Origin of the sequence: Leclercia sp. UBA5076 (genome assembly GCF_002416465.1) — a bacterium.
Taxonomy (GTDB): domain Bacteria; phylum Pseudomonadota; class Gammaproteobacteria; order Enterobacterales; family Enterobacteriaceae; genus Enterobacter.
The window spans coordinates 129,102-151,413 of the sequence record NZ_DIAO01000004.1 but is presented as its reverse complement, the minus strand read 5'-3'; the positions used below and the strand labels follow the sequence as shown (position 1 = coordinate 151,413).

18 protein-coding genes are annotated in these 22,312 nt (G+C 54.7%); 14 read left to right on the top strand and 4 right to left on the bottom strand.

The annotated features are described in order from the left end of the window. The first annotated feature begins 196 nt into the window (after positions 1 to 196). Entirely contained in the window at positions 197 to 1,345 is a 1,149-nt protein-coding gene (locus tag B3X29_RS04355; RefSeq protein ID WP_103178912.1) for an MFS transporter, read from the top strand. A 123-nt stretch (positions 1,346 to 1,468) separates the two neighbouring features. Further along, positions 1,469 to 1,987 carry an anti-virulence regulator CigR family protein gene (locus B3X29_RS04350; RefSeq protein WP_103178913.1) on the top strand — a complete coding sequence of 173 codons (519 nt, stop codon included), beginning with the start codon at positions 1,469 to 1,471 and terminating at the stop codon, positions 1,985 to 1,987. Between the two features lie 34 nt (positions 1,988 to 2,021). On the opposite strand, the gene pflA is transcribed toward B3X29_RS04350, so the two are convergent. From pflA to ycaO, 4 genes are all read right to left on the bottom strand, one after another. Beyond that, complete coding sequence (pflA, locus tag B3X29_RS04345; protein WP_114315454.1) at positions 2,022 to 2,762, bottom strand: pyruvate formate lyase 1-activating protein; 741 nt, start codon at positions 2,760 to 2,762, stop codon at positions 2,022 to 2,024. A 202-nt stretch (positions 2,763 to 2,964) separates the two neighbouring features. Then, a complete protein-coding gene (pflB, locus tag B3X29_RS04340) occupies positions 2,965 to 5,247 on the bottom strand; it encodes a formate C-acetyltransferase (protein ID WP_103178915.1) in 2,283 nt (760 codons plus the stop codon). A 51-nt stretch (positions 5,248 to 5,298) separates the two neighbouring features. Next, entirely contained in the window at positions 5,299 to 6,156 is an 858-nt protein-coding gene (gene focA / locus B3X29_RS04335) for a formate transporter FocA (RefSeq protein WP_139156327.1), read from the bottom strand. A gap of 403 nt (positions 6,157 to 6,559) precedes the next feature. Continuing rightward, on the bottom strand, positions 6,560 to 8,320 hold the full coding sequence (gene ycaO, locus B3X29_RS04330) for a 30S ribosomal protein S12 methylthiotransferase accessory factor YcaO (protein ID WP_156654210.1): 1,761 nt from the start codon (positions 8,318 to 8,320) through the stop codon (positions 6,560 to 6,562). A gap of 139 nt (positions 8,321 to 8,459) precedes the next feature. On the opposite strand from ycaO, the gene B3X29_RS04325 reads away from it, so the two are divergent. The 12 genes from B3X29_RS04325 to kdsB all read left to right on the top strand — a co-directional run bounded on the left by B3X29_RS04325 (position 8,460) and on the right by kdsB (position 22,297). Beyond that, the gene (locus tag B3X29_RS04325; RefSeq protein WP_156654211.1) at positions 8,460 to 9,152 is read left to right on the top strand and encodes a DUF421 domain-containing protein; all 693 of its coding nucleotides are present in this window, start codon (positions 8,460 to 8,462) and stop codon (positions 9,150 to 9,152) included. Between the two features lie 163 nt (positions 9,153 to 9,315). Continuing rightward, entirely contained in the window at positions 9,316 to 10,404 is a 1,089-nt protein-coding gene (serC, locus tag B3X29_RS04320) for a 3-phosphoserine/phosphohydroxythreonine transaminase (RefSeq protein WP_159339204.1), read from the top strand. A gap of 69 nt (positions 10,405 to 10,473) precedes the next feature. Continuing rightward, entirely contained in the window at positions 10,474 to 11,757 is a 1,284-nt protein-coding gene (aroA, locus tag B3X29_RS04315) for a 3-phosphoshikimate 1-carboxyvinyltransferase (protein ID WP_103178920.1), read from the top strand. Positions 11,758 to 11,940: 183 nt separating this feature from the next. Continuing rightward, the gene (gene cmk / locus B3X29_RS04310) at positions 11,941 to 12,624 is read left to right on the top strand and encodes a (d)CMP kinase (RefSeq protein ID WP_103178921.1); all 684 of its coding nucleotides are present in this window, start codon (positions 11,941 to 11,943) and stop codon (positions 12,622 to 12,624) included. A gap of 111 nt (positions 12,625 to 12,735) precedes the next feature. Further along, positions 12,736 to 14,409 carry a 30S ribosomal protein S1 gene (gene rpsA / locus B3X29_RS04305; protein WP_032617357.1) on the top strand — a complete coding sequence of 558 codons (1,674 nt, stop codon included), beginning with the start codon at positions 12,736 to 12,738 and terminating at the stop codon, positions 14,407 to 14,409. A 120-nt stretch (positions 14,410 to 14,529) separates the two neighbouring features. After that, complete coding sequence (ihfB, locus tag B3X29_RS04300; RefSeq protein ID WP_039029484.1) at positions 14,530 to 14,817, top strand: integration host factor subunit beta; 288 nt, start codon at positions 14,530 to 14,532, stop codon at positions 14,815 to 14,817. Between the two features lie 213 nt (positions 14,818 to 15,030). Further along, complete coding sequence (locus B3X29_RS04295) at positions 15,031 to 17,295, top strand: ComEC family protein (protein WP_159339203.1); 2,265 nt, start codon at positions 15,031 to 15,033, stop codon at positions 17,293 to 17,295. Between the two features lie 36 nt (positions 17,296 to 17,331). Beyond that, entirely contained in the window at positions 17,332 to 19,080 is a 1,749-nt protein-coding gene (gene msbA / locus B3X29_RS04290) for a lipid A ABC transporter ATP-binding protein/permease MsbA (RefSeq protein ID WP_103178923.1), read from the top strand. Then, entirely contained in the window at positions 19,077 to 20,081 is a 1,005-nt protein-coding gene (lpxK, locus tag B3X29_RS04285; protein WP_159339202.1) for a tetraacyldisaccharide 4'-kinase, read from the top strand. Before msbA ends, lpxK begins: the two co-directional genes overlap by 4 nt. Positions 20,082 to 20,096: 15 nt before the next feature. Next, a complete protein-coding gene (locus B3X29_RS04280; protein WP_159339201.1) occupies positions 20,097 to 21,326 on the top strand; it encodes a winged helix-turn-helix domain-containing protein in 1,230 nt (409 codons plus the stop codon). Between the two features lie 45 nt (positions 21,327 to 21,371). Continuing rightward, positions 21,372 to 21,554: a protein YcaR gene (gene ycaR, locus B3X29_RS04275; RefSeq protein ID WP_103178926.1), complete on the top strand. Its 183-nt coding sequence runs from the start codon at positions 21,372 to 21,374 to the stop codon at positions 21,552 to 21,554. Continuing rightward, on the top strand, positions 21,551 to 22,297 hold the full coding sequence (gene kdsB / locus B3X29_RS04270) for a 3-deoxy-manno-octulosonate cytidylyltransferase (protein WP_159339200.1): 747 nt from the start codon (positions 21,551 to 21,553) through the stop codon (positions 22,295 to 22,297). Before ycaR ends, kdsB begins: the two co-directional genes overlap by 4 nt. Positions 22,298 to 22,312: the final 15 nt, after the last annotated feature.

Sequence of the window (22,312 nt, the reverse complement as noted above, 5' to 3'; positions counted from 1 at the left end):
TTGGCTTTAAGTTTGTCGGTACATAAATAAAAACAAACACATAACTATTATTGATAGCCACCATTCCATTAGCAGGATGAGTTTTTTCAATCGACAGGGACCTTATCGTGCTTGCGGCTCAAGAGGGTGGATTGACTTTGTTTTTGCCAGTGGCATGATGCGCACGAAATCTGAACTTCCTCACGGTTTTTAATCCATGTCGACCTATACCCGGCCAGTGCTCCTGTTGCTCTGTGGCCTGCTTTTGCTGACCCTCGCGATCGCGGTGTTAAACACGCTCGTCCCGCTGTGGCTCGCCCATGAAAATCTACCGACCTGGCAGGTTGGCATGGTCAGCTCGTCCTTTTTTACCGGCAACCTGCTGGGAACATTAATGACGGGAAGCCTGATCAAACGCTTTGGCTTTAACCGCAGCTACTATCTGGCGTCGCTTATTTTTGCTGCCGGCTGTGCCGGGCTGGGGCTGATGGTGGGCTTCTGGAGCTGGATGGTCTGGCGCTTTATTGCCGGCGTAGGCTGCGCCATGATCTGGGTGGTCGTGGAAAGCGCCCTGATGTGCAGCGGTACCTCCCGCAACCGCGGTCGCCTGCTGGCGGCCTATATGATGGTCTATTATGTCGGGACCGTGCTGGGCCAGTTGATGGTCAGCAAGCTTCCGACCGACCTGATGAGCGTCCTGCCGTGGGTGACGGGCATGGTGCTGGCCGCGATTCTGCCGCTGCTCTTTACGCGCATTGTGAACCAGAGCAGCGAGCATCAGGAAGCGACCCACGTCTGGCCGATGCTGAGACTGCGCCAGGCGCGTCTGGGCGTTAATGGCTGCATCATCTCCGGGATTGTGCTGGGTTCGCTGTATGGTCTGATGCCGCTCTATCTCAACCATCAGGGGGTCAGTGATTCCGGGATCGGTTTCTGGATGGCGGTGATGGTCAGCGCCGGGATTGTCGGGCAATGGCCGGTGGGGCGTCTTGCCGACCGCTTCGGGCGTCTGCTGGTGCTGCGCGTACAGGTCTTCGTGGTGATCATGGGGTGCTTTGCCATGCTCAGTAATGCCGCCATGGCGCCTGCACTGTTTATTCTGGGCGCGGCTGGCTTTACCCTCTATCCGGTGGCGATGGCCTGGGCCTGTGAAAAAGTGGAGCATCATCAGCTGGTGGCGATGAACCAGGCGCTGTTGCTGAGTTACACCATCGGCAGTTTGCTGGGCCCGACCTTTACTGCCATGCTGATGCAGAACTATTCTGACAATCTGCTGTTTATAATGATCGCCAGCGTGTCGTTTATTTATCTCTTAATGTTGCTGCGCAAGGCGGGCGAACACCCGACGCCAGTGGCGCATGCCTGAACAAATAAAAGCCTGTCGATGACAGGCTTTTTTGTCTTTGTCACATCTAAGAGTTTTACGCATTGTTTGTTTATCATGCCAGGCGATAATTCAGAGGCGTTCTTCCACTAAAAGGCAGCGATTATGTCTACTCGTCGTTTTACCACTACCGCGCTGGCAGTAGTGTTGTCTTTATCATTTGCAACTGCACCTGTTATGGCTAATCCAGGCAATGGGAATGGAAATGGCCACGGCAATGGCGGCGGGCAAGGTAATAGCGGTAATCATGGTAACGGAAATTCCGGGAAGGGGAATTCCGATAATCATGGTAATAAACAAAATAACGGTAACCACACTTCCGGCAAATCCAATAAAAGCGTAAGAGAGGATGTGGATGCACGTGTCAGTTACGATCATGCCCGTCATCTGGCACTGAACTATGGCTTAACAGGTTATGACTCACTGCCGCCGGGGATTGCGAAAAACCTCGCCCGCGGTAAACCTCTGCCGCCGGGAATTGCGAAAAAGAGTGTACCGGCTTCAATGTTAGGTCAATTGCCTTCTTACCCTGGTTATGAATGGCGGGTAGTCGGCAAGGATCTGGTGTTAATTGCGCTGAGTACGGCAATTGTGACGACCATTATTAATGGTGTCTTTGACTAATAAATAGAACGCCCGGTAAAAACCGGGCGTTTTGCTAATACATGACCTTGTGACCGTACTGCTCCAGAATGCCTTTTACGCGTTCCATGGTCTCTTTCTTCGGCGGCTTCACGCCATCAAGTTTGTATTCTTCGCCCATCGCCACCCATTTATGTTTGCCCAGCTCGTGATACGGCAGCAATTCAATTTTCTCGACATTGCCCATATCACGCGTGAACTCACCCAGACGGTGGGCAGAGTCATCATCATCTGACCAGCCTGGAACGACGACATAACGGATCCAGGTTTTAATGCCTTTGGCGGAGATGTATTTTGCGAACTCCAGAGTGCGATGGTTCGAGACCCCCACCAGGTTCTGGTGAATTTCATCGTTCATCTGCTTGAGATCGAGCATCACCAGATCGGTCACTTCCAGCAGTTCGTCGATCACCGGATCGTAGCGACGGACAAAGCCATTGGTATCCAGACAGGTATGAATACCCTCTTTACGGCAGGCGCGGAACCAGTCGCGCACAAACTCGGCCTGCAGGATCGCTTCCCCGCCAGATGCGGTTACGCCGCCGCCAGAGGCGTTCATAAAGTGGCGATAGGTCACCACTTCTTTCATTAACTCTTCAACGGTGACCTCTTTGCCGCCGTGGGTATCCCATGTATCGCGGTTATGGCAATACATGCAGCGCATCAGGCAGCCCTGGAAGAAGGTAATAAAACGGATGCCCGGGCCATCGACGGTGCCACAGGACTCAAAGGAGTGGATGCGACCAATAGTTGACATTGCGGTGATATCTCCAGGTTCGGCCCTTCCGGGGCCTGTGTATGTGCACAACTCGTTGGCTGTGTCGAGTCTGTTTTGGCTGTTATCCATTTATTATAGATAGCGGGCAAAAGAGACTGCGGAGTGGGAGGTGTTAAAAAGGCCCCACTTGCGTGGAGCCTTTATTGTACGCCTATTACTGCGCGATTTCAGTCAAATCCACTTACATGGACTGAGTGAAAGTACGGGTAATAACGTCTTTCTGCTGCTCTTTAGTCAGCGAGTTAAAACGTACTGCGTAGCCAGATACACGGATGGTCAGCTGCGGATATTTTTCCGGATGTTCCATCGCATCGAGCAGCATTTCACGGTTCATAACGTTCACGTTCAGGTGCTGACCACCTTCGATGGACGCTTCATGATGGAAGTAACCGTCCATCAGACCCGCGAGGTTGGTTTTACGCACTTCGTCATCTTTACCCAGCGCATTTGGAACGATAGAGAAGGTGTAAGAGATACCATCTTTAGCGTAAGCAAACGGCAGTTTTGCAACGGAGGTCAGAGAGGCAACAGCACCTTTCTGGTCACGGCCGTGCATTGGGTTAGCACCTGGTCCGAATGGCGCGCCAGCACGACGACCGTCTGGGGTGTTACCGGTTTTCTTACCATACACAACGTTAGAGGTGATGGTCAGAACAGACTGAGTCGGGATAGCGTTACGGTAAGTAGTGAGTTTCTGAATTTTCTTCATGAAACGTTCTACCAGGTCAACCGCCATGTCATCAACGCGAGCGTCGTTGTTACCAAACTGCGGATATTCGCCTTCGATTTCGAAGTCGATAGCCAGACCGTCTTCGTCACGAATTGGTTTAACTTTCGCATATTTGATAGCAGACAGGGAGTCAGCCGCAACGGACAGGCCTGCGATACCACATGCCATGGTGCGCACGACGTCACGGTCATGCAGCGCCATCAGAGAGGCTTCGTAGCTGTACTTGTCGTGCATGTAGTGAATGACGTTCAGCGCGGTGACATACTGTTTAGCCAGCCAGTCCATGAAGTGATCCATGCGATCCATGACTTCGTCATAGTTCAGCACGTCGCCTTTGATCGGCTCAGACTTAGGACCAACCTGCATTTTCAGTTTTTCATCAACGCCGCCGTTGATTGCGTACAGCATGGTTTTCGCCAGGTTTGCACGCGCACCGAAGAACTGCATTTGTTTACCAACAACCATTGGGCTTACGCAGCAAGCGATAGCGTAGTCATCGTTGTTGAAGTCAGGACGCATCAGATCATCGTTCTCATACTGCAGAGAAGAGGTGTCGATGGAGACTTTAGCGGCGAATTTCTTGAAATTCAGCGGCAGTTTTTCAGACCACAGAACGGTGATGTTCGGCTCCGGAGACGGCCCCATGGTGTACAGGGTGTTCAGGAAGCGGAAGCTGTTTTTGGTTACCAGAGTACGGCCATCTACGCCCATACCACCGATGGATTCCGTTGCCCAGATTGGGTCACCAGAGAACAGCTCATCATATTCTGGGGTACGCAGGAAGCGAACCATACGCAGTTTCATGACCAGGTGGTCAATCATTTCCTGAGCGTCTTGTTCGTTGATTTTGCCTGCTTTCAGGTCACGTTCGATGTATGCATCCAGGAAGGTGGATACACGACCGAAGGACATTGCTGCACCGTTCTGAGACTTAACCGCAGCCAGGTAACCGAAGTAGGTCCACTGGATCGCTTCCTGAGCGTTGGTTGCAGGGCCGGAGATATCGCAACCGTATTTCGCTGCCATCTCTTTGATCTGACCCAGCGCGCGGTGCTGTTCAGCAATCTCTTCACGCAGACGGATAGTGGCTTCCAGGTTTACGCCATTTTCCAGGTCGGACTGCAGAGACTGGAACTGGGCGTATTTGTCTTTCATCAGGAAGTCGATACCGTACAGCGCAACGCGACGGTAGTCACCGATGATACGGCCACGGCCATAGGCATCTGGCAGGCCGGTCAGGACGCCAGATTTACGGCAGTTCAGGATGTCTTTGGTATAAACGTCAAACACGCCCTGGTTGTGGGTTTTGCGGTATTCGGTGAAGATTTTTTTCAGCATTGGGTCCAGCTCGCGATTGTACGCTTTGCAGGAACCTTCAACCATTTTAATACCACCGAACGGGATAATCGCACGTTTCAGTGGCGCTTCAGTTTGCAGACCAACAATCTTCTCGAGGGACTTGTTGATATAACCCGCGTCGTGAGAAGTGATGGTGGACGCGATGGAGGTGTCGAAATCAACAGGCGCGTGAGTGCGGTTTTCCTGCTTAACGCCTTCCATAACGCTATCCCACAGGGCAGTGGTTGCGTCGGTGGCACCGGCCAGGAAGGATTCGTCACCTTCATATGGGGTGTAGTTTTTCTGGATGAAGTCACGAACGTTGACTTCATTCTGCCAATCACCTTTGGCAAAACCTTCCCATGCTGTGGCTAACTTTTCATTAAGTTCGGACATGTAACACCTACCTTCTTAAGTGGATTTTTTATTTACTGCCTGAGACAACCGTTAATGATGGTTATCGCCACGCAGGTAAATGACCCAGTATGTCAACCCAACCAGCAGACCACCGCCGATAATGTTCCCGATTGTGACCGGGATCAGGTTATCAGTAATGAAGTTCATAACGGTCAGGTGAGAGAAATTCTCCGGGCTTGAACCAACTGCGGTCCAGAACTCCGGGCTGGCAAAGTCACGGATTACGATACCGAAAGGGATCATAAACATGTTTGCAATGCTGTGTTCAAAGCCGCTGGCAACGAACATGGCGACAGGCAGAACCATGATCATCGCTTTATCCATCAGGCTGCGACCGGAGTAACTCATCCAGACCGCCAGGCAGACCATCAGGTTCGCCAGGATGCCAAGGGCAACGGCTTCAATAAATGTATGGTGCATTTTATGGTCGGCGGTTTGCAGGACATTCAGGCCCCAGCCGCCGTTGGCTGTCATATACTCCCCGGACAACCACATCAACAGAACAAAGAGTAGGGCACCAATCAGGTTACCGATATAAACGTTGATCCAGTTTTTGGCCAGTTGACCCCAGGTGATTCTACCGCTGGCTTTCGCCACGACGATAAGCACCGTCGAGGTAAAGAGATCGGCGCCGCAAATGACGCAGAGAATCAGGCCCAGCGAGAAACAGATGCCACCAATCAGCTTGGCAATACCGTAAGGCATCGCGGCGGTACCGGTGGTCGCAGTGATATAGAAAACGAAGGCGATGGAGATGAACACGCCGGCGGTAATCGCCAGGAAGAACGTCGTCATCGGTTGTTTCGTTGCTTTATAGACACCCGCTTCTTCGGCAACTTTTGCCATTGCAGCTGGGAGTAAAAGATCAAAAGGGTTGTCAGCTTTCACACTAACTCTCTCTTTATTAAGTCGGCGACGAGATACTAACAAAGCATTATAGAAGAGAAATTGATGTAGATCATATCTCGCCTGGCTTATAGGCCCGCAAAGTGCGTGGTTTTACAGCAAATGCGGAGTAAGTTTTTGATTATCCTGATAAAAATAAATTTTAAAAGTTACAAAATGAGTTGATTTTTTCTCCTGACGCTTACTCCGACAGTTAATTAAAATGGAGTATTTCATATAAAAAGTAACAATAACTGTCAGGCCGCTATTATTATAGCTACCAATATTTAACTTAATTATTACAACCAAAGATTTATTACCGTAAAAATAAAACGGGGCAATAAAATTGCCCCGTAATATAACGTAGGTGATTGTATTCGCCTACTGTTTGTAATGGTATGTAACGTTATTTAGCCCAGTACGCGCTTTTTGCTTTCTGCAATTTCTCATAGGCCTTCAGCAAGGACTGGTGCGCAGGGAAGGCTTTCAGATCGCTGTCCACCGCCTGCAAGCCATAGAACGGCGCTTCGCCGCTCAGGGCCGCGCTGGCATTCTCTACCGCTTCGGCGCCGTACATACGGGTAAAGGCATTGAGGTACTGCAGCGGCTGACGCTCTTCTTCCTGCGCCAGCAACAGCAGGGTCTGCAGGCAACGGTAGTAGTTTGCACGCTCCGCGCTGAATACCGAGGCGTTGAACTCGATGGTCCATTCGGTCCAGATCAGCGCCTGTTCCAGATCGCCGCCTGCCAGCGCCAGCATCGCCTTCAGCTCGCCAATACGCAGGGTGTACCAGCCATTATCTTTACCCGTTGCCAGCCCCAGCAGCTCGCGTACGCGAGTGAAGTCGTCATGACCTTCGTCGTCCAGCTGGGTAATAAGGTTCAGGTAGTCCTCTTTCTCCCATGTGCTCTCCGGCAGCGCCAGCAGGGTTTCGCGCAGATGGCTGCCCATGCTGTTATTGGCCAGCCACAGATCTTCTACCGGATAGATGTCGGACATGCCCGGCACCAGAATACGGCAGGCGTAGACGCCCAGATGTTCATAATCGGCGATGTACACTTCCTGCCCTTCGGCAGTGAAGATAGCCATCAGCGTGGCGAACTCTTCCTCTGTGGTGCCGGAGAAGCTCCAGTCAACAAACGGATAATCCGCGTCCTGCTTAAACAGATCCCAGGAGATAGAGCCGCTGGAGTCGATGAAGTGCGTTTCCAGGTTGGCATGTTCCGCCACTTCTTCGTCATCAAACGTCGGCGGAGTGAAGACATCGAGATCTTTCAGGCTACGGCCCTGCAGCAGTTCCGTGACGGTACGCTCCAGCGCTACGCCAAAGTCCGGGTGCGCCCCGAAGGAGGCGAAGCAGGTGCCGTTCGCCGGGTTGAACAGCACCACGCAGATAACCGGATACTTCCCGCCCAGCGAGCCGTCATAGGCGAAGATTGGGAAACCTTCTGCTTCCAGTTTGGCAATGGACTCCACCACGCCCGGGTAGCGGGCCAGCACATCAGCCGGGATCTCCGGCAGGCTGATAGATTCCGCGATAATGCGGTTTTTAATATGGCGCTCAAAGACTTCGGACAGACCCTGAACACGCGCTTCGTTGCGTGTGTTACCGGCTGACATGCCGTTGGAGACATACAGGTTGCCGACGATGTTCATCGGAATATAGACGGTTTGCTCGTCAGACTGGCGGGTAAACGGCAGGGCGCAGATACCGCGATCTTCATTACCTGACTGCAAATCAACCAGCATGCTGGCGGTCAGTTGATTCTCCAGATCGTAAAACGCACGCAGGCGATCGTCGAGGATCCCTTCCGGCAGTTCGTCATCTTCGGTCAGTGGGAACCATTTTTCATTTGGATAGTGAACAAACGGGCCATTCGCCACGGTCTCGCCCAGCCAGAAATCGGCAAAGAAATAGTTAGTGGACAGACGTTCAAAATACTCACCCAGCGCAGAGGCCAGCGCCGCTTTTTTGGTTGCACCTTTGCCATTGGTAAAGCACAGCGCGCACTCTTTATCGCGAATATGCACAGACCAGACGTGGGGAACCGGGTTGAGCCAGGAGGCCTCTTCGATGTTAAAGCCCAGGTCGGTCAGTTTTTGCTGGAAGCGAGCGATGGAATCTTCCAGGGCGGCGTCTTTGCCGGGGATAAACGTTTGAGTCATGGGGATCACTTATATCGTACGGAAAGCGCGCAATGATACGGGTTTTGCATGACAGGCGCTATCTCCCCGGCGGTTTCGGCGAAAATAAAAGGCTGGGCTATGCTTATATTCAGTAACCTACTGTAAAGGAATATAAAAAATGAAAGCATTCGATCTTCAACGAATGGCCTTTGATAAAGTACCCGTTGAGTTTTTAGGCGAGGTCGCGCTGCGAAGTCTCTACACCTTTGTACTGGTTTTCCTGTTCCTCAAACTTACCGGACGACGCGGCGTGCGCCAGATGTCGCTCTTCGAAGTGTTAATCATTCTGACCCTGGGGTCGGCGGCGGGGGACGTGGCATTTTATGACGATGTGCCGATGATTCCCGTCTTTGTTGTTTTCATCACCCTGGCGTTGCTCTACCGGCTGGTGATGTGGCTGATGTCGAAAAGTGAAAAGCTGGAAGACCTGCTTGAGGGCAAACCGGTCGCCATTGTCGAAGAGGGCAAGCTGGCCTGGGAAAAAGTAAAGCGCGCCAACATGACCGAGTTTGAGTTCTTTATGGAACTGCGGGTGAGCGGCGTCGAACAGCTTGGGCAGGTTAAGCTTGCCATTATGGAGACCAACGGGCAGATAAGCGTTTACTTTTATGACGATGAGCAGGTCAAGCCCGGGCTGTGCATATTGCCGGATGAATTTGTGGAACGTTTTATGACGATACCGGAAGTCGGGGAATATGCCTGTCGGCGTTGCGGTCATGTTCAGACTCTACAGGCCGGGGCACATCAATTATGTCCACGTTGTACGAATCCGGAATGGACGAAGGTTAGCTGGGCCAAACGCATCCCCTGACAGCAATTTTGTCGGTTTTGTGACAGCCCGCTGGCAGAATGTATTGTGTGATGGCGGGCACATTTTCCGGGGCATGAGTTTTAGACATTGCGGCGCGTGTCACTGAATGATAAAACCGATATCCACAGTTATTACTTATGGCTTTATAGCGTGGTGAGGGGAAATGGCTCAGGTCTTTAATTTTAGTTCAGGTCCGGCAATGTTACCGGCGGATGTGCTCAAACAGGCTCAACAGGAGCTGTGCGACTGGAACGGTCTTGGCACGTCGGTAATGGAAGTCAGTCACCGTGGTAAAGAGTTTATTCAGGTGGCGGAAGAGGCAGAAGCAGATTTTCGTTTCCTGCTGAATATCCCCTCAAATTACAAAGTATTATTCTGTCACGGCGGCGGTCGCGGTCAGTTTGCCGGTATTCCGCTGAACCTGCTGGGCGACAAAACCACCGCCGACTATGTTGATGCCGGTTACTGGGCTGCCAGCGCGGTAAAAGAAGCGCACAAATACTGCTCTCCGAACGTGATTGATGCCAAAGTCACCGTTGACGGCTTACGCGCGGTAAAACCGATGAGCGAATGGCAGCTCTCCCGCGATGCGGCCTATCTGCACTACTGCCCAAATGAAACCATCGACGGCATCGCCATCCACGAAGAGCCAAACTTTGGCGAGGATGTGGTCGTCACGGCGGACTTCTCCTCCACCATTCTCTCTTCGCCGCTGGATGTCAGCCGCTACGGCGTGATCTACGCTGGCGCGCAGAAAAACATCGGCCCGGCCGGCCTGACCCTGGTGATCGTGCGCGAAGATCTGCTGGGTAAAGCGCACAAATCCTGCCCGTCGATTCTGGACTACAGCGTGCTGAACGATAACGACTCCATGTTCAACACCCCGCCGACCTTTGCCTGGTATCTCTCTGGCCTGGTCTTTAAATGGCTGAGAAACAACGGCGGCGTGGCGCAGATGGATAAGATCAATCAGCAGAAATCTGAGCTGCTCTACAGCGTCATCGACGGCAGCGACTTCTATCGCAACGACGTCGCCAAAGCGAACCGTTCCCGCATGAACGTGCCGTTCCAACTGGCCGACAGCAATCTCGATAAGCTGTTCCTCGAAGAGTCCTTCGCTGCTGGTCTGCATGCGCTGAAAGGTCACCGCGTGGTTGGCGGCATGCGCGCCTCCATCTATAACGCCATGCCGCTCGAAGGCGTTAAGGCGTTGACCGACTTCATGACTGACTTCGAACGTCGCCACGGTTAATCACGCCCCTGTTCACCCCCGTAGCCTCGCTGCGGGGTTTTTATTATGTTGAATTGAGACTTAAATTTCATGGAATCCCTGACGTTACACCCTATCGCGCGGGTAGATGGCACCATTAATCTGCCTGGTTCAAAAAGTGTCTCGAACCGCGCCTTGCTGCTGGCTGCGCTGGCAAACGGCACCACTGTTCTCACTAACCTGCTGGACAGCGATGACGTTCGCCATATGCTTAATGCGCTGAAAGCGTTGGGAGTCCACTATACCCTGTCTGCGGATCGTACCCGTTGTGAAGTGACGGGCAATGCCGGTGCGCTGCACTCCGCCGACGCGCTGGAACTCTTCCTCGGCAACGCCGGCACGGCTATGCGCCCGCTGGCGGCAGCCCTGTGCCTGGGCAGCAATGACATCGTGCTGACGGGCGAGCCGCGCATGAAAGAGCGCCCGATTGGTCATCTGGTTGATGCGCTGCGTCAGGGCGGCGCGCAGATTGACTATCTGGAGCAGGAAAACTATCCGCCGCTGCGTCTGCGTGGAGGTTTTACCGGCGGTGAAGTGGCGGTGGACGGCAGCGTTTCCAGCCAGTTCCTGACCGCGTTGTTGATGACCGCACCGCTGGCGCCACAAAACACCACTATCACCATTAAAGGCGAGCTGGTTTCCAAACCCTATATCGATATCACGCTGCACCTGATGAAGACCTTTGGCGTTGAGGTGGAAAACCACAGTTACCAGCGTTTCGTGGTGCGCGGCGGGCAGCAGTACCAGACACCGGGCAATTACCTGGTAGAAGGCGATGCCTCGTCGGCCTCTTACTTCCTGGCGGCGGGTGCCATTAAAGGCGGTACCGTTAAAGTGACCGGTATTGGTCGCAACAGCGTGCAGGGCGACATTCGCTTTGCTGATGTGCTGGAGAAGATGGGCGCCGTGGTGACCTGGGGCGATGACTACATCTCCTGCACCCGCGGGGAGCTGAACGCCATTGATATGGACATGAACCACATTCCTGACGCGGCGATGACCATTGCCACAGCGGCGCTGTTTGCCAAAGGCACCACCACGCTGCGCAACATCTACAACTGGCGTGTGAAAGAGACCGATCGCCTGTTTGCCATGGCAACCGAGCTGCGTAAAGTGGGTGCGGAAGTGGAAGAGGGCGAGGACTATATCCGCGTAACGCCTCCGGCCAGGCTACAGGCGGCGGAAATTGGCACCTATAACGATCACCGTATGGCGATGTGCTTCTCGCTGGTGGCGCTCTCCGATACGCCGGTCACCATCCTTGACCCGAAATGTACCGCGAAAACGTTCCCCGACTACTTCGAACAGCTGGCGCGTATTAGCACTTCTGCATGATATCGCGACGCCGCATCACCTGATGCGGCGTTTCCTTACGCTTCCTGACATCATCATCGTCCATTTCTTCTACACTCAGCTTCAAACATTTCGTAATTTGCACGCAAAGGTAACAGTTGTGCACGTTGACGCGTATAATGCGCGGCGTTTACACATCGGTATGCCTAAATTAAGGAGAAAAAGATGACGGCAATTGCCCCGGTAATCACCATTGACGGGCCGAGTGGCGCAGGTAAAGGCACGCTATGCAAAGCCATGGCGGAAGCACTGCAATGGCATCTTTTAGATTCGGGCGCAATCTATCGTGTGCTGGCGCTGGCTGCCTTGCATCATCATGTCGATGTCGCCTCTGAAGAGGCGCTGGTGCCGCTGGCCGCCCATCTGGATGTACGTTTCATCTCCACCAACGGCAACCTGGAAGTGATCCTTGAAGGGGAAGATGTCAGCGCTGAGATCCGCACCCAGGAAGTGGCGAACGCTGCCTCTCAGGTCGCGGCTTTCCCACGCGTACGCGAGGCGCTTTTACGTCGCCAGCGCGCGTTCCGCGACGCCCCGGGCCTGATCGCTGACGGACGCGACATGGGAACCGTGGTTTTCCCTGATGCGCCGGTGAAAATTTTCCTTGACGCTTCCTCGGAGGAGCGCGCGCAGCGCCGTATGCTGCAGTTGCAGGAAAAGGGCTTTAGTGTTAACTTTGAACGTCTTTTGTCTGAGATAAAAGAGCGTGACGATCGCGACCGTAATCGCGCCGTTGCACCGCTTGTTCCCGCAGATGATGCATTAGTTCTGGATTCTACCAGTTTAACTATTGAGCAAGTGATTGAAAAAGCGCTACAATATGCGCGCCAGAAATTGGCTCTCGCGTAATCGCGACCGATTTAGCAGTACCCCCGCTGCAATGGATTGACGGCGGGTATGTGAAACAACCCCATCCGGCACGGAGCCAGGTGGACGTTAATATTAACCTGAAGATTAAACATGACTGAATCTTTTGCTCAACTGTTTGAAGAATCCTTAAAAGAAATCGAAACCCGTCCGGGTTCCATCGTTCGTGGCGTTGTTGTTGCTATCGACAAAGATATCGTACTGGTTGACGCTGGTCTGAAATCTGAGTCTGCCATCCCGGCAGAGCAGTTCAAAAACGCCCAGGGCGAGCTGGAAATCCAGGTTGGTGACGAAGTTGACGTTGCTCTGGATGCAGTAGAAGACGGCTTCGGTGAAACCCTGCTGTCCCGTGAGAAAGCTAAACGTCACGAAGCTTGGATCACGCTGGAAAAAGCTTACGAAGAAGCTGAAACTGTGGTCGGTGTTATCAACGGCAAAGTTAAAGGCGGCTTCACTGTTGAGCTGAATGGTATTCGTGCGTTCCTGCCAGGTTCACTGGTAGACGTTCGTCCAGTTCGTGACACCCTGCACCTGGAAGGCAAAGAGCTTGAGTTCAAAGTAATCAAGCTGGACCAGAAGCGTAACAACGTTGTTGTTTCCCGTCGTGCCGTTATCGAATCCGAAAACAGCGCAGAACGCGATCAGCTGCTGGAAAACCTGCAGGAAGGCATGGAAGTCAAAGGTATCGTTAAGAACCTCACTGACTACGGCGCATTCGTTGACCTGGGCGGCGTTGATGGCCTGCTGCACATCACCGACATGGCGTGGAAACGCGTTAAGCACCCAAGCGAAATCGTGAACGTGGGCGACGAAATCACTGTTAAAGTGCTGAAGTTCGACCGCGAGCGTACTCGTGTATCCCTCGGCCTGAAACAGCTGGGCGAAGATCCATGGGTAGCTATCGCTAAACGTTACCCAGAAGGTACTAAACTGACTGGTCGCGTTACCAACCTGACCGACTACGGCTGCTTCGTTGAAATCGAAGAAGGCGTTGAAGGCCTGGTTCACGTTTCCGAAATGGACTGGACCAACAAAAACATCCACCCATCCAAAGTTGTTAACGTTGGTGATGTAGTGGAAGTTATGGTTCTGGATATCGACGAAGAACGTCGTCGTATCTCCCTGGGCCTGAAACAGTGCAAAAACAACCCATGGCAGCAGTTCGCGGAAACCCACAACAAGGGCGACCGTGTTGAAGGTAAAATCAAGTCTATCACTGACTTCGGTATCTTCATCGGCCTGGACGGCGGTATCGACGGCCTGGTTCACCTGTCTGACATCTCCTGGAACGTTGCAGGCGAAGAAGCAGTACGTGAATACAAAAAAGGCGACGAAATCGCAGCAGTTGTTCTGCAGGTTGACGCAGAGCGTGAGCGTATCTCCCTGGGCGTTAAACAGCTCGCAGAAGATCCGTTCAACAACTGGGTTGCACTGAACAAGAAAGGCGCAATCGTAAACGGTAAAGTGACTGCAGTTGACGCGAAAGGCGCAACCGTAGAGCTGGCTGACGGCGTTGAAGGTTACCTGCGCGCTTCTGAAGCTTCACGTGACCGCGTTGAAGATGCAACTCTGGTTCTGAGCGTAGGCGACGACGTTGAAGCTAAATTCACCGGCGTTGATCGTAAGAACCGTGCAATCAGCCTGTCTGTTCGTGCTAAAGACGAAGCTGATGAGAAAGATGCAATCGCAACTGTTAACAAACAGGAAGATGCAAACTTCTCTAACAACGCAATGGCTGAAGCTTTCAAAGCAGCTAAAGGCGAATAAGTTACTCGTAGAGTGACTTGACAGATTGCAGGATTCGTCCTGTAATCAATAACAAAGGGCGGCTACGGCCGCCCTTGTTTAAGCTGTTTAGCTAATTGGTTTGAAGGAACCGGAGGAATCATGACCAAGTCAGAATTGATTGAAAGACTTGCCAGCCAGCAATCGCATATACCTGCGAAAGCAGTGGAAGATGCCGTAAAAGAGATGCTGGAGCATATGGCTACCACTCTTGCACAGGGCGAGCGCATTGAAATCCGCGGTTTCGGTAGTTTTTCTCTGCACTATCGTGCTCCACGTACCGGGCGTAACCCGAAGACTGGTGACAAAGTAGAGCTGGAAGGTAAATACGTTCCGCACTTTAAGCCGGGTAAAGAGCTGCGCGATCGCGCCAATATTTACGGCAACTGAGTTTCGCCTGCGGGCAAAACTGAGTGACCACAAGAAAAGCACCTGCGGGTGCTTTTCTTGTTTTTCTCCTTTTTAGCCGGAAGCTACGCCGCAAATTGCACGGCTTTTTGCTGCACACCGTTTATTTATGCCAGCCTGCGTCGCAACCGCACAATTTCGCACCTGACAGACGTAACGTCTGAACGCACACTGCCCTGACACAGGGAGGTGTAAATGCGTTTAATGTCGTTAGCGACATGTCTGATCCTGGCTATCCTGCCGCTTCTGTGGCTGCCCGCTCTGCCAGCGCTGCCGTTTATCCAGGCCATAGCGGTTGCCGGATTTCTGCTCGCCTTAATTCGTCATAACGTGGCCCGCTACAGTGGTTTCTGGCTGCTTTTCTTCGCCTGGGGAGCGCTGGCCGCGCAAAGTGCGGTCTGGCCAATGCAGCATCTGACCCGGGGTCCGCAGAAAGCGGAGATAGAGATCGTAGCGGTTGAAAACGACGCGGCCTATCGGGCCCGTATTACCCAGCTCAACGGCAAAGCGATGGTGCCAGCAGTAGGCGTCACGCTGTATGGCAACACGCTGCCGCAACCGGGCTGCGCCGGGCAGCGGTGGTCGATGACCTTATCGTTACGCGCCGTTCATGGGCAACTCAACGATGGCGGGTTCGATTCCCAGCGCTATGCCCTGGCACAGCATCAGCCCCTGACCGGGCGTTTTACCCATGCCGATGTAACAGATGCTCGCTGTAGCTTACGCGCCCGCTATCTCACCTCGCTGATGGCCACACTTTCTCCCTATACCCAGGGGCCGGTTCTGCTGGGGCTGGGGATGGGAGAGCGGCTGGCGGTAACGCCAGAGATAAAAAATCTGATGCGGGAAACCGGCACCGGGCATCTGATGGCGATCTCGGGTTTGCACATAGCCCTGGCGGCGTCGGTTGTCTGGCTGCTGGTGCGGGGCATACAGTTTTTCATTCCGGGGCGTTGGGTAAGCTGGCGAGCCCCGCTGGTGGCAGGGTTCTGCTTTGCCGCCTTTTACGCCTGGCTTACCGGAATGCAGCCTCCTGCGTTGCGTACCGTCGTCTCACTGGGCGCTTGCCTGGCGTTGCAATTGAGCGGTCGTCTCTGGTCGCCCTGGCAGGTATGGCGCGTCTGCATTGCTGCCATTTTACTGGCCGATCCGCTGGCCGTGCTGTCGCACAGTCTTTTACTGTCCGCTTTTGCCGTGGCGGTGCTGATTTTCTGGTATCAGTGGGTGCCTGCTCCGCGCTTTTCTGGCCCGTGGGTCGTCAGGGCCGTGGTTAGCTTGCTGCACCTGCAGCTTGGCATGCTGTTGCTGTTGCTGCCGGTACAGATTGTCGTCTTCCATGGTTTCAGCCTCTCTTCACTGGTCGCGAATCTGGTGGCGGTGCCGCTGGTAACCTTTATTTCGGTGCCGTTGATCTTATTGGGAATGGGGCTGCATCTCTGGAGGTGGCCGGGGGCGGAAAATATGGTCTGGACGCTGGCGGATGGCTCACTGTCGCTGCTGTTCAGATTTTTAACCGCGCTGCCTGACGGTTGGATCCCGGTCGATAAACGCTGGCTGTGGCTGACCCTGCTGCCCTGGGCCGCCATTGTCGCCTGGCGTCTGCGCGGGGCGCGTACCTGTCCGGTGGTCTGTGTCTCGGCACTGGTGCTGGCAAGTAGTCCGCTATGGCGGGCTGATAAAACCGAGGGCTGGGCGGTGCATATGCTGGATGTCGGACAGGGGCTGGCAATGGTGATCGAGCGGCAGGGGAGAGCGATCCTTTATGACACCGGCCCCGCCTGGACGGGCGGGGACAGTGCGCAACAGCTGATCATTCCCTGGTTACGGTGGCACCATTTACGCCCGGAGGGGGTGATTATCAGCCACGAACACCTCGACCATATCGGCGGGGTGGTATCGCTACGTAAGGCGTGGCCGTCTATGTGGATAAGAAGCCCGCTGCGCTGGGCCGGGCATGGCCCGTGTGTGCGCGGAGAGCGCTGGCAGTGGCGAGGGCTGACCTTCAGCGCACACTGGCCCCTCGCCAACAAACCGCAGCGCGGCAATAACGGTTCCTGCGTGGTTAAAGTTGAGGACGGTACCCATAGCGTGTTGTTAACCGGCGATATTGAAGCGAAGGGAGAAAAAGCGATGCTCAGTCGTCACTGGCAATATCTTGCGTCTACACTTATCCAGGTGCCGCACCATGGCAGTAATACCTCCTCGTCACTCCCTCTGGTGCAGCGCTTGGGTGGGCAGATCGCTCTGGTGTCTGCCTCCCGCTATAACGCGTGGCGACTGCCTTCGTTTAAAGTGGCTCGCCGCTACCAAAAGGAGGGGTATCGCTGGCTAACAACACCCCGACTGGGACAACTTACCGTTTCTTTTTCACAACATGGCTGGCAAATCCATAGCTTACGGGATCAAATTTTGCCCCGTTGGTATCATCAGTGGTTTGGCGCGCCCGGAGATAACGGGTAGAATATGCGGCTATTTCAACAAATGCTGGTTTTTTGAATGCATAACGACAAAGATCTCTCCACGTGGCAGACCTTCCGCCGACTCTGGCCGGTGATTGCACCCTTCAGAACGGGCCTAATCGTGGCGGGCGTAGCGTTAATCCTCAACGCAGCCAGCGATACCTTCATGTTATCGCTCCTCAAACCGTTACTGGACGACGGTTTTGGTAAAACGGATCGCTCAGTGTTGCTATGGATGCCGCTGGTGGTTATCGGCCTGATGATTTTACGCGGCATCACCAGCTATATCTCCAGCTACTGCCTCTCCTGGGTTTCGGGCAAAGTGGTGATGACCATGCGCCGCCGCCTGTTCAGCCATATGATGGGCATGCCGGTCGCGTTTTTTGACAAGCAGTCGACCGGCACCCTGCTGTCGCGCATTACTTACGACTCCGAGCAGGTTGCTTCCTCCTCCTCCAGCGCGCTGATCACCGTTGTGCGTGAAGGGGCGTCGATTATTGGTCTGTTCGCCCTGATGTTCTGGTACAGCTGGCAGCTGTCGCTGATCCTGATTGTGCTGGCGCCGATTGTTTCGATTGCGATCCGCGTCGTCTCGAAGCGTTTCCGCAGCATCAGTAAGAACATGCAGAACACGATGGGGCAGGTGACCACCAGCGCCGAGCAGATGCTGAAAGGCCATAAAGAGGTGCTGATTTTTGGCGGCCAGGAGCTCGAAACCAAGCGCTTCGATAAGGTCAGCAATAAGATGCGTCTGCAGGGGATGAAGATGGTGTCTGCTTCTTCCATCTCCGATCCGATCATTCAGCTCATCGCCTCCCTGGCGCTGGCGTTTGTGCTCTATGCCGCCAGCTTCCCGAGCGTGATGGAAACCCTCACCGCCGGTACCATTACCGTGGTCTTCTCGTCGATGATTGCCCTGATGCGCCCGCTGAAATCGTTAACCAACGTTAACGCCCAGTTCCAGCGCGGGATGGCAGCCTGCCAGACGCTGTTTGCGATCCTTGATTCCGAACAGGAAAAAGACGAAGGCAAACGCGTGATTGAGCGCTCAACCGGCGACGTGGAGTTCCGCAATGTGACCTTTACCTATCCGGGTCGTGATACGCCTGCTCTGCGCAATATCAATCTGAAAATTCCGGCAGGCAAGACCGTGGCCCTGGTGGGCCGTTCTGGCTCGGGTAAATCGACCATCGCCAGCCTGATCACCCGCTTCTACGATATTGATGAGGGTGAGATCCTGATTGATGGCCACGATCTGCGCGAGTACACCCTGCGGTCGCTGCGTAATCAGGTCGCGCTGGTCTCCCAGAATGTGCATCTGTTCAATGACACCGTGGCCAACAACATCGCCTATGCCCGGAATGAAGAGTACAGCCGTGAGCAGATCGAAGCGGCGGCGCGGATGGCCTACGCCATGGACTTCATCAATAAGATGGATAACGGCCTGGACACCATTATCGGTGAAAACGGTGTCCTGCTCTCCGGCGGTCAGCGCCAGCGTATTGCCATTGCGCGCGCGCTGCTGCGTGACAGCCCAATCCTGATCCTCGATGAAGCCACCTCGGCGCTGGATACCGAGTCCGAACGCGCTATCCAGTCTGCGCTGGATGAGTTGCAGAAGAACCGTACCTCACTGGTGATTGCCCACCGCCTGTCGACGATTGAAAAAGCCGACGAAATCGTGGTGGTGGAAGATGGCTACATCGTCGAGCGGGGCAGCCACGCCGACCTGCTGGCGCACCAGGGTGTATATGCTCAGCTTCATAAAATGCAGTTTGGCGAATGATCGCTCGCATCTGGTCTGGTGAGTCTCCGCTCTGGCGGTTGCTGTTGCCGCTCTCCTGGCTGTATGGCCTGGTCAGCGGCCTGATCCGCCTGAGTTATAAAGTGGGGCTCAAACGGGCCTGGCGCGCGCCGGTGCCGGTGGTGGTGGTAGGAAATCTCACCGCTGGCGGTAACGGTAAAACGCCGGTGGTGATCTGGCTGGTGGAACAGCTGACAAAACGCGGGATTCGCGTGGGGGTCGTCTCCCGGGGATATGGCGGCAAGGCGGAGCGCTATCCGTTGCTGCTGACCGCGCAAACCACCACGGCGCAAGCGGGGGATGAACCGGTGCTGATCTTTCAACGCACCGGTGCGCCGGTAGCGGTTTCGCCGGTGCGCAGCGAGGCGGTGCAGGCTCTGCTGAACCAGACGGATGTCCAGATCGTGATTACTGACGACGGACTACAGCACTACGCGCTGGCCCGGGATAAAGAGATCGTGGTGATTGATGGCGTCCGCCGCTTTGGTAACGGCTGGTGGTTACCTGCCGGACCGATGCGCGAGCGCGCGTCGCGTTTGCGGTCCGTGGATGCGGTTATCGTCAACGGTGGTACAGCGCAGGCAGGGGAGATCCCGATGCAGCTGCACCCAGGACTTGCCGTGAATCTTCTGACCGGTGAGCGGCGCGACGTTGCTGAGCTTAACCATCTGGTGGCGATGGCCGGTATCGGTCATCCTCCGCGCTTTTTCTCTACCCTCGAAGCCTGCGGCGCCAAACTTCAGCGTAGCGTGCCGCTGGCCGACCACCAGGCGCTGAGCCTGGAGCAGGTTGCGGCGTTTACTGGGCCAGGTCAGACGTTGATCATGACCGAAAAAGATGCGGTGAAATGCCGCGCCTTTGCCCGGGATAACTGGTGGTATTTACCGGTTGATGCCCAACTGCAGGGTGAACAGCCTGAACAACTGCTCCAGGCACTTATCGCCCTTGCAGGGCAGGTAAAAGAGGTTTCGCCCGCGCACTAACTGACAGGAAAAGGCATGGCTTTACCGCAACTCACGCTTTCAGCCGCACGTCATCTGCATCTTGCCGCCCAGGGGCTTTTGAAAAAGCCCCGTCGTCGCGCCCGACCCGCCGATATTCTTACCACCATCAAGCGCATGTCGCTGCTCCAGATCGACACCATCAATATCGTCGCCCGCAGCCCTTACCTGGTGCTCTTCAGCCGTCTCGGCCCCTATTCGCCCGACTGGCTGGATAACGCCCTGCGTCAGGGAGAGCTGATGGAGTACTGGGCGCACGAGGCGTGTTTCCTGCCGCGCAGCGACTTTGCGCTGGTGCGTCACAGAATGCTCGCGCCCGATAAAATGGGCTGGAAATACCGTCAGGCCTGGATGCAGGAACATGCGGATGAAATAGAAGAGCTTATCGCCCATATTCAGGAGAAAGGCCCTGTCCGTTCCGCCGATTTTGAACATCCCCACAAAGGAACGAGCGGGTGGTGGGAGTGGAAGCCGCATAAACGCCATCTTGAGGGATTGTTTACCGCTGGCAAGGTGATGGTGGTTGAACGGCGTAACTTTCAGCGCGTTTACGATCTCACGCATCGGGTGATGCCGGAGTGGGATGACAGCCGGGATATGCTGACCCAGGCGGCGGCAGAAGCCATAATGCTGGAAAACAGTGCCCGCAGCTTAGGCATTTTCCGCCCCCAGTGGTTGGCCGACTATTACCGCCTGCGTCAGCCCACGCTGGCCCCCTTGCTTGAGCGCTGGCAGGCGCAGCAGCAGGTGGTCCGCGTCGAGGTGGAGACACTGGGGGAGATGTGGCTGCATGCCGATCTGCTGCCGTTGCTTAACGAAGCGCAGGAAGGGAAGCTCACCGCAACCCATAGCGCCGTTCTCTCACCCTTCGATCCGGTGGTCTGGGATCGCAAGCGTGCGGAACAGTTGTTTAACTTCAGCTACCGGCTGGAGTGTTATACCCCGGCGCCGAAACGCCAGTACGGCTATTTCGTTCTGCCGCTGTTGCATAGAGGGCAACTGGTAGGGCGGATGGATGCAAAAATGCACCGCAAAACCGGCGAGTTACAGGTCATCGCCCTTTATCTGGAAGAGGGTATTCGGATAAGCGTCGCGCTGGAGAAAGGGCTCGCCACGGCAATCAGTGATTTTGCGCGCTGGCAGGGGGCAACACGCATCGCGCTGGGCCATCTTCCTTACGGACTTTTTCACACCTGTCGAACTGGCTGGGAAATAGACGCGGTCTGAAAAAGGAATATGGTAAACTTTACCGATTATTGATACGGAGGAACTATGGATCACCGTTTACTGGAAATTATTGCCTGCCCGGTGTGCAACGGCAAACTCTACTACAGCCAGGATAAGCAGGAGCTGATTTGCAAAGTGGATAGCCTTGCCTTCCCTCTGCGCGACGGCATTCCTGTCCTGCTGGAAACCGAAGCCCGCGCCCTGGCGCCTGAAGAGAGCAAACCATGAGTTTTGTTGTCATTATTCCGGCGCGCTTTGCCTCCACGCGTCTGCCGGGTAAACCGCTGGTGGATATCAACGGCAAGCCGATGATCGTGCATGTGCTTGAACGTGCCCGTGAGTCCGGCGCGGAGCGGATCATTGTCGCCACCGATCATGAAGAGGTGGCGCGTGCGGTCGAAGCGGCGGGCGGCGAAGTCTGTATGACCCGCGCCGATCACCAGTCCGGCACTGAGCGTCTGGCCGAAGTGGTGGAAAAATGCGGTTTTAGCGACGACACGGTGATTGTTAACGTCCAGGGCGATGAGCCGATGATCCCGGCGGTCATTATTCGTCAGGTGGCGGAAAACCTGGCCCAGCGTCAGGTGGGTATGGCGACCCTGGCCGTGCCGGTTCATAGCGCTGAAGAGGTATTCAACCCGAATGCAGTGAAGGTGGTACTGGACGCCGAAGGCTATGCGCTCTATTTCTCCCGCGCCACCATCCCCTGGGATCGCGATCGCTTTGCCGAATCCCGGGATAACATTGGAGACAGCATCCTGCGTCATCTGGGTATTTATGGCTATCGTGCAGGCTTTATCCGCCGTTACGTCAACTGGCAGCCGAGCCCGCTGGAGAACATCGAAATGCTCGAACAGCTGCGCGTGCTGTGGTACGGCGAAAAGATCCATGTCGCCGTCGCGCATGAGGTCCCGGGCACAGGCGTCGATACGCCAGACGATCTGGCCCGCGTTCGCGCTGAACTTCGCTAATCCCCGTCATCCCCT

What these genes read in the sequence shown, in the direction of transcription:
- B3X29_RS04355 (WP_103178912.1), top strand. Translation starts at nt 197, where the DNA reads ATGTCGACCTATACCCGGCCAGTGCTCCTGTTGCTCTGTGGCCTGCTT.
- B3X29_RS04350 (WP_103178913.1), top strand. Translation starts at nt 1,469, where the DNA reads ATGTCTACTCGTCGTTTTACCACTACCGCGCTGGCAGTAGTGTTGTCT.
- pflA (WP_114315454.1), bottom strand. Translation starts at nt 2,762, where the DNA reads ATGTCAACTATTGGTCGCATCCACTCCTTTGAGTCCTGTGGCACCGTC.
- pflB (WP_103178915.1), bottom strand. Translation starts at nt 5,247, where the DNA reads ATGTCCGAACTTAATGAAAAGTTAGCCACAGCATGGGAAGGTTTTGCC.
- ycaO (WP_156654210.1), bottom strand. Translation starts at nt 8,320, where the DNA reads ATGACTCAAACGTTTATCCCCGGCAAAGACGCCGCCCTGGAAGATTCC.
- B3X29_RS04325 (WP_156654211.1), top strand. Translation starts at nt 8,460, where the DNA reads ATGAAAGCATTCGATCTTCAACGAATGGCCTTTGATAAAGTACCCGTT.
- serC (WP_159339204.1), top strand. Translation starts at nt 9,316, where the DNA reads ATGGCTCAGGTCTTTAATTTTAGTTCAGGTCCGGCAATGTTACCGGCG.
- aroA (WP_103178920.1), top strand. Translation starts at nt 10,474, where the DNA reads ATGGAATCCCTGACGTTACACCCTATCGCGCGGGTAGATGGCACCATT.
- cmk (WP_103178921.1), top strand. Translation starts at nt 11,941, where the DNA reads ATGACGGCAATTGCCCCGGTAATCACCATTGACGGGCCGAGTGGCGCA.
- rpsA (WP_032617357.1), top strand. Translation starts at nt 12,736, where the DNA reads ATGACTGAATCTTTTGCTCAACTGTTTGAAGAATCCTTAAAAGAAATC.
- ihfB (WP_039029484.1), top strand. Translation starts at nt 14,530, where the DNA reads ATGACCAAGTCAGAATTGATTGAAAGACTTGCCAGCCAGCAATCGCAT.
- B3X29_RS04295 (WP_159339203.1), top strand. Translation starts at nt 15,031, where the DNA reads ATGCGTTTAATGTCGTTAGCGACATGTCTGATCCTGGCTATCCTGCCG.
- msbA (WP_103178923.1), top strand. Translation starts at nt 17,332, where the DNA reads ATGCATAACGACAAAGATCTCTCCACGTGGCAGACCTTCCGCCGACTC.
- lpxK (WP_159339202.1), top strand. Translation starts at nt 19,077, where the DNA reads ATGATCGCTCGCATCTGGTCTGGTGAGTCTCCGCTCTGGCGGTTGCTG.
- B3X29_RS04280 (WP_159339201.1), top strand. Translation starts at nt 20,097, where the DNA reads ATGGCTTTACCGCAACTCACGCTTTCAGCCGCACGTCATCTGCATCTT.
- ycaR (WP_103178926.1), top strand. Translation starts at nt 21,372, where the DNA reads ATGGATCACCGTTTACTGGAAATTATTGCCTGCCCGGTGTGCAACGGC.
- kdsB (WP_159339200.1), top strand. Translation starts at nt 21,551, where the DNA reads ATGAGTTTTGTTGTCATTATTCCGGCGCGCTTTGCCTCCACGCGTCTG.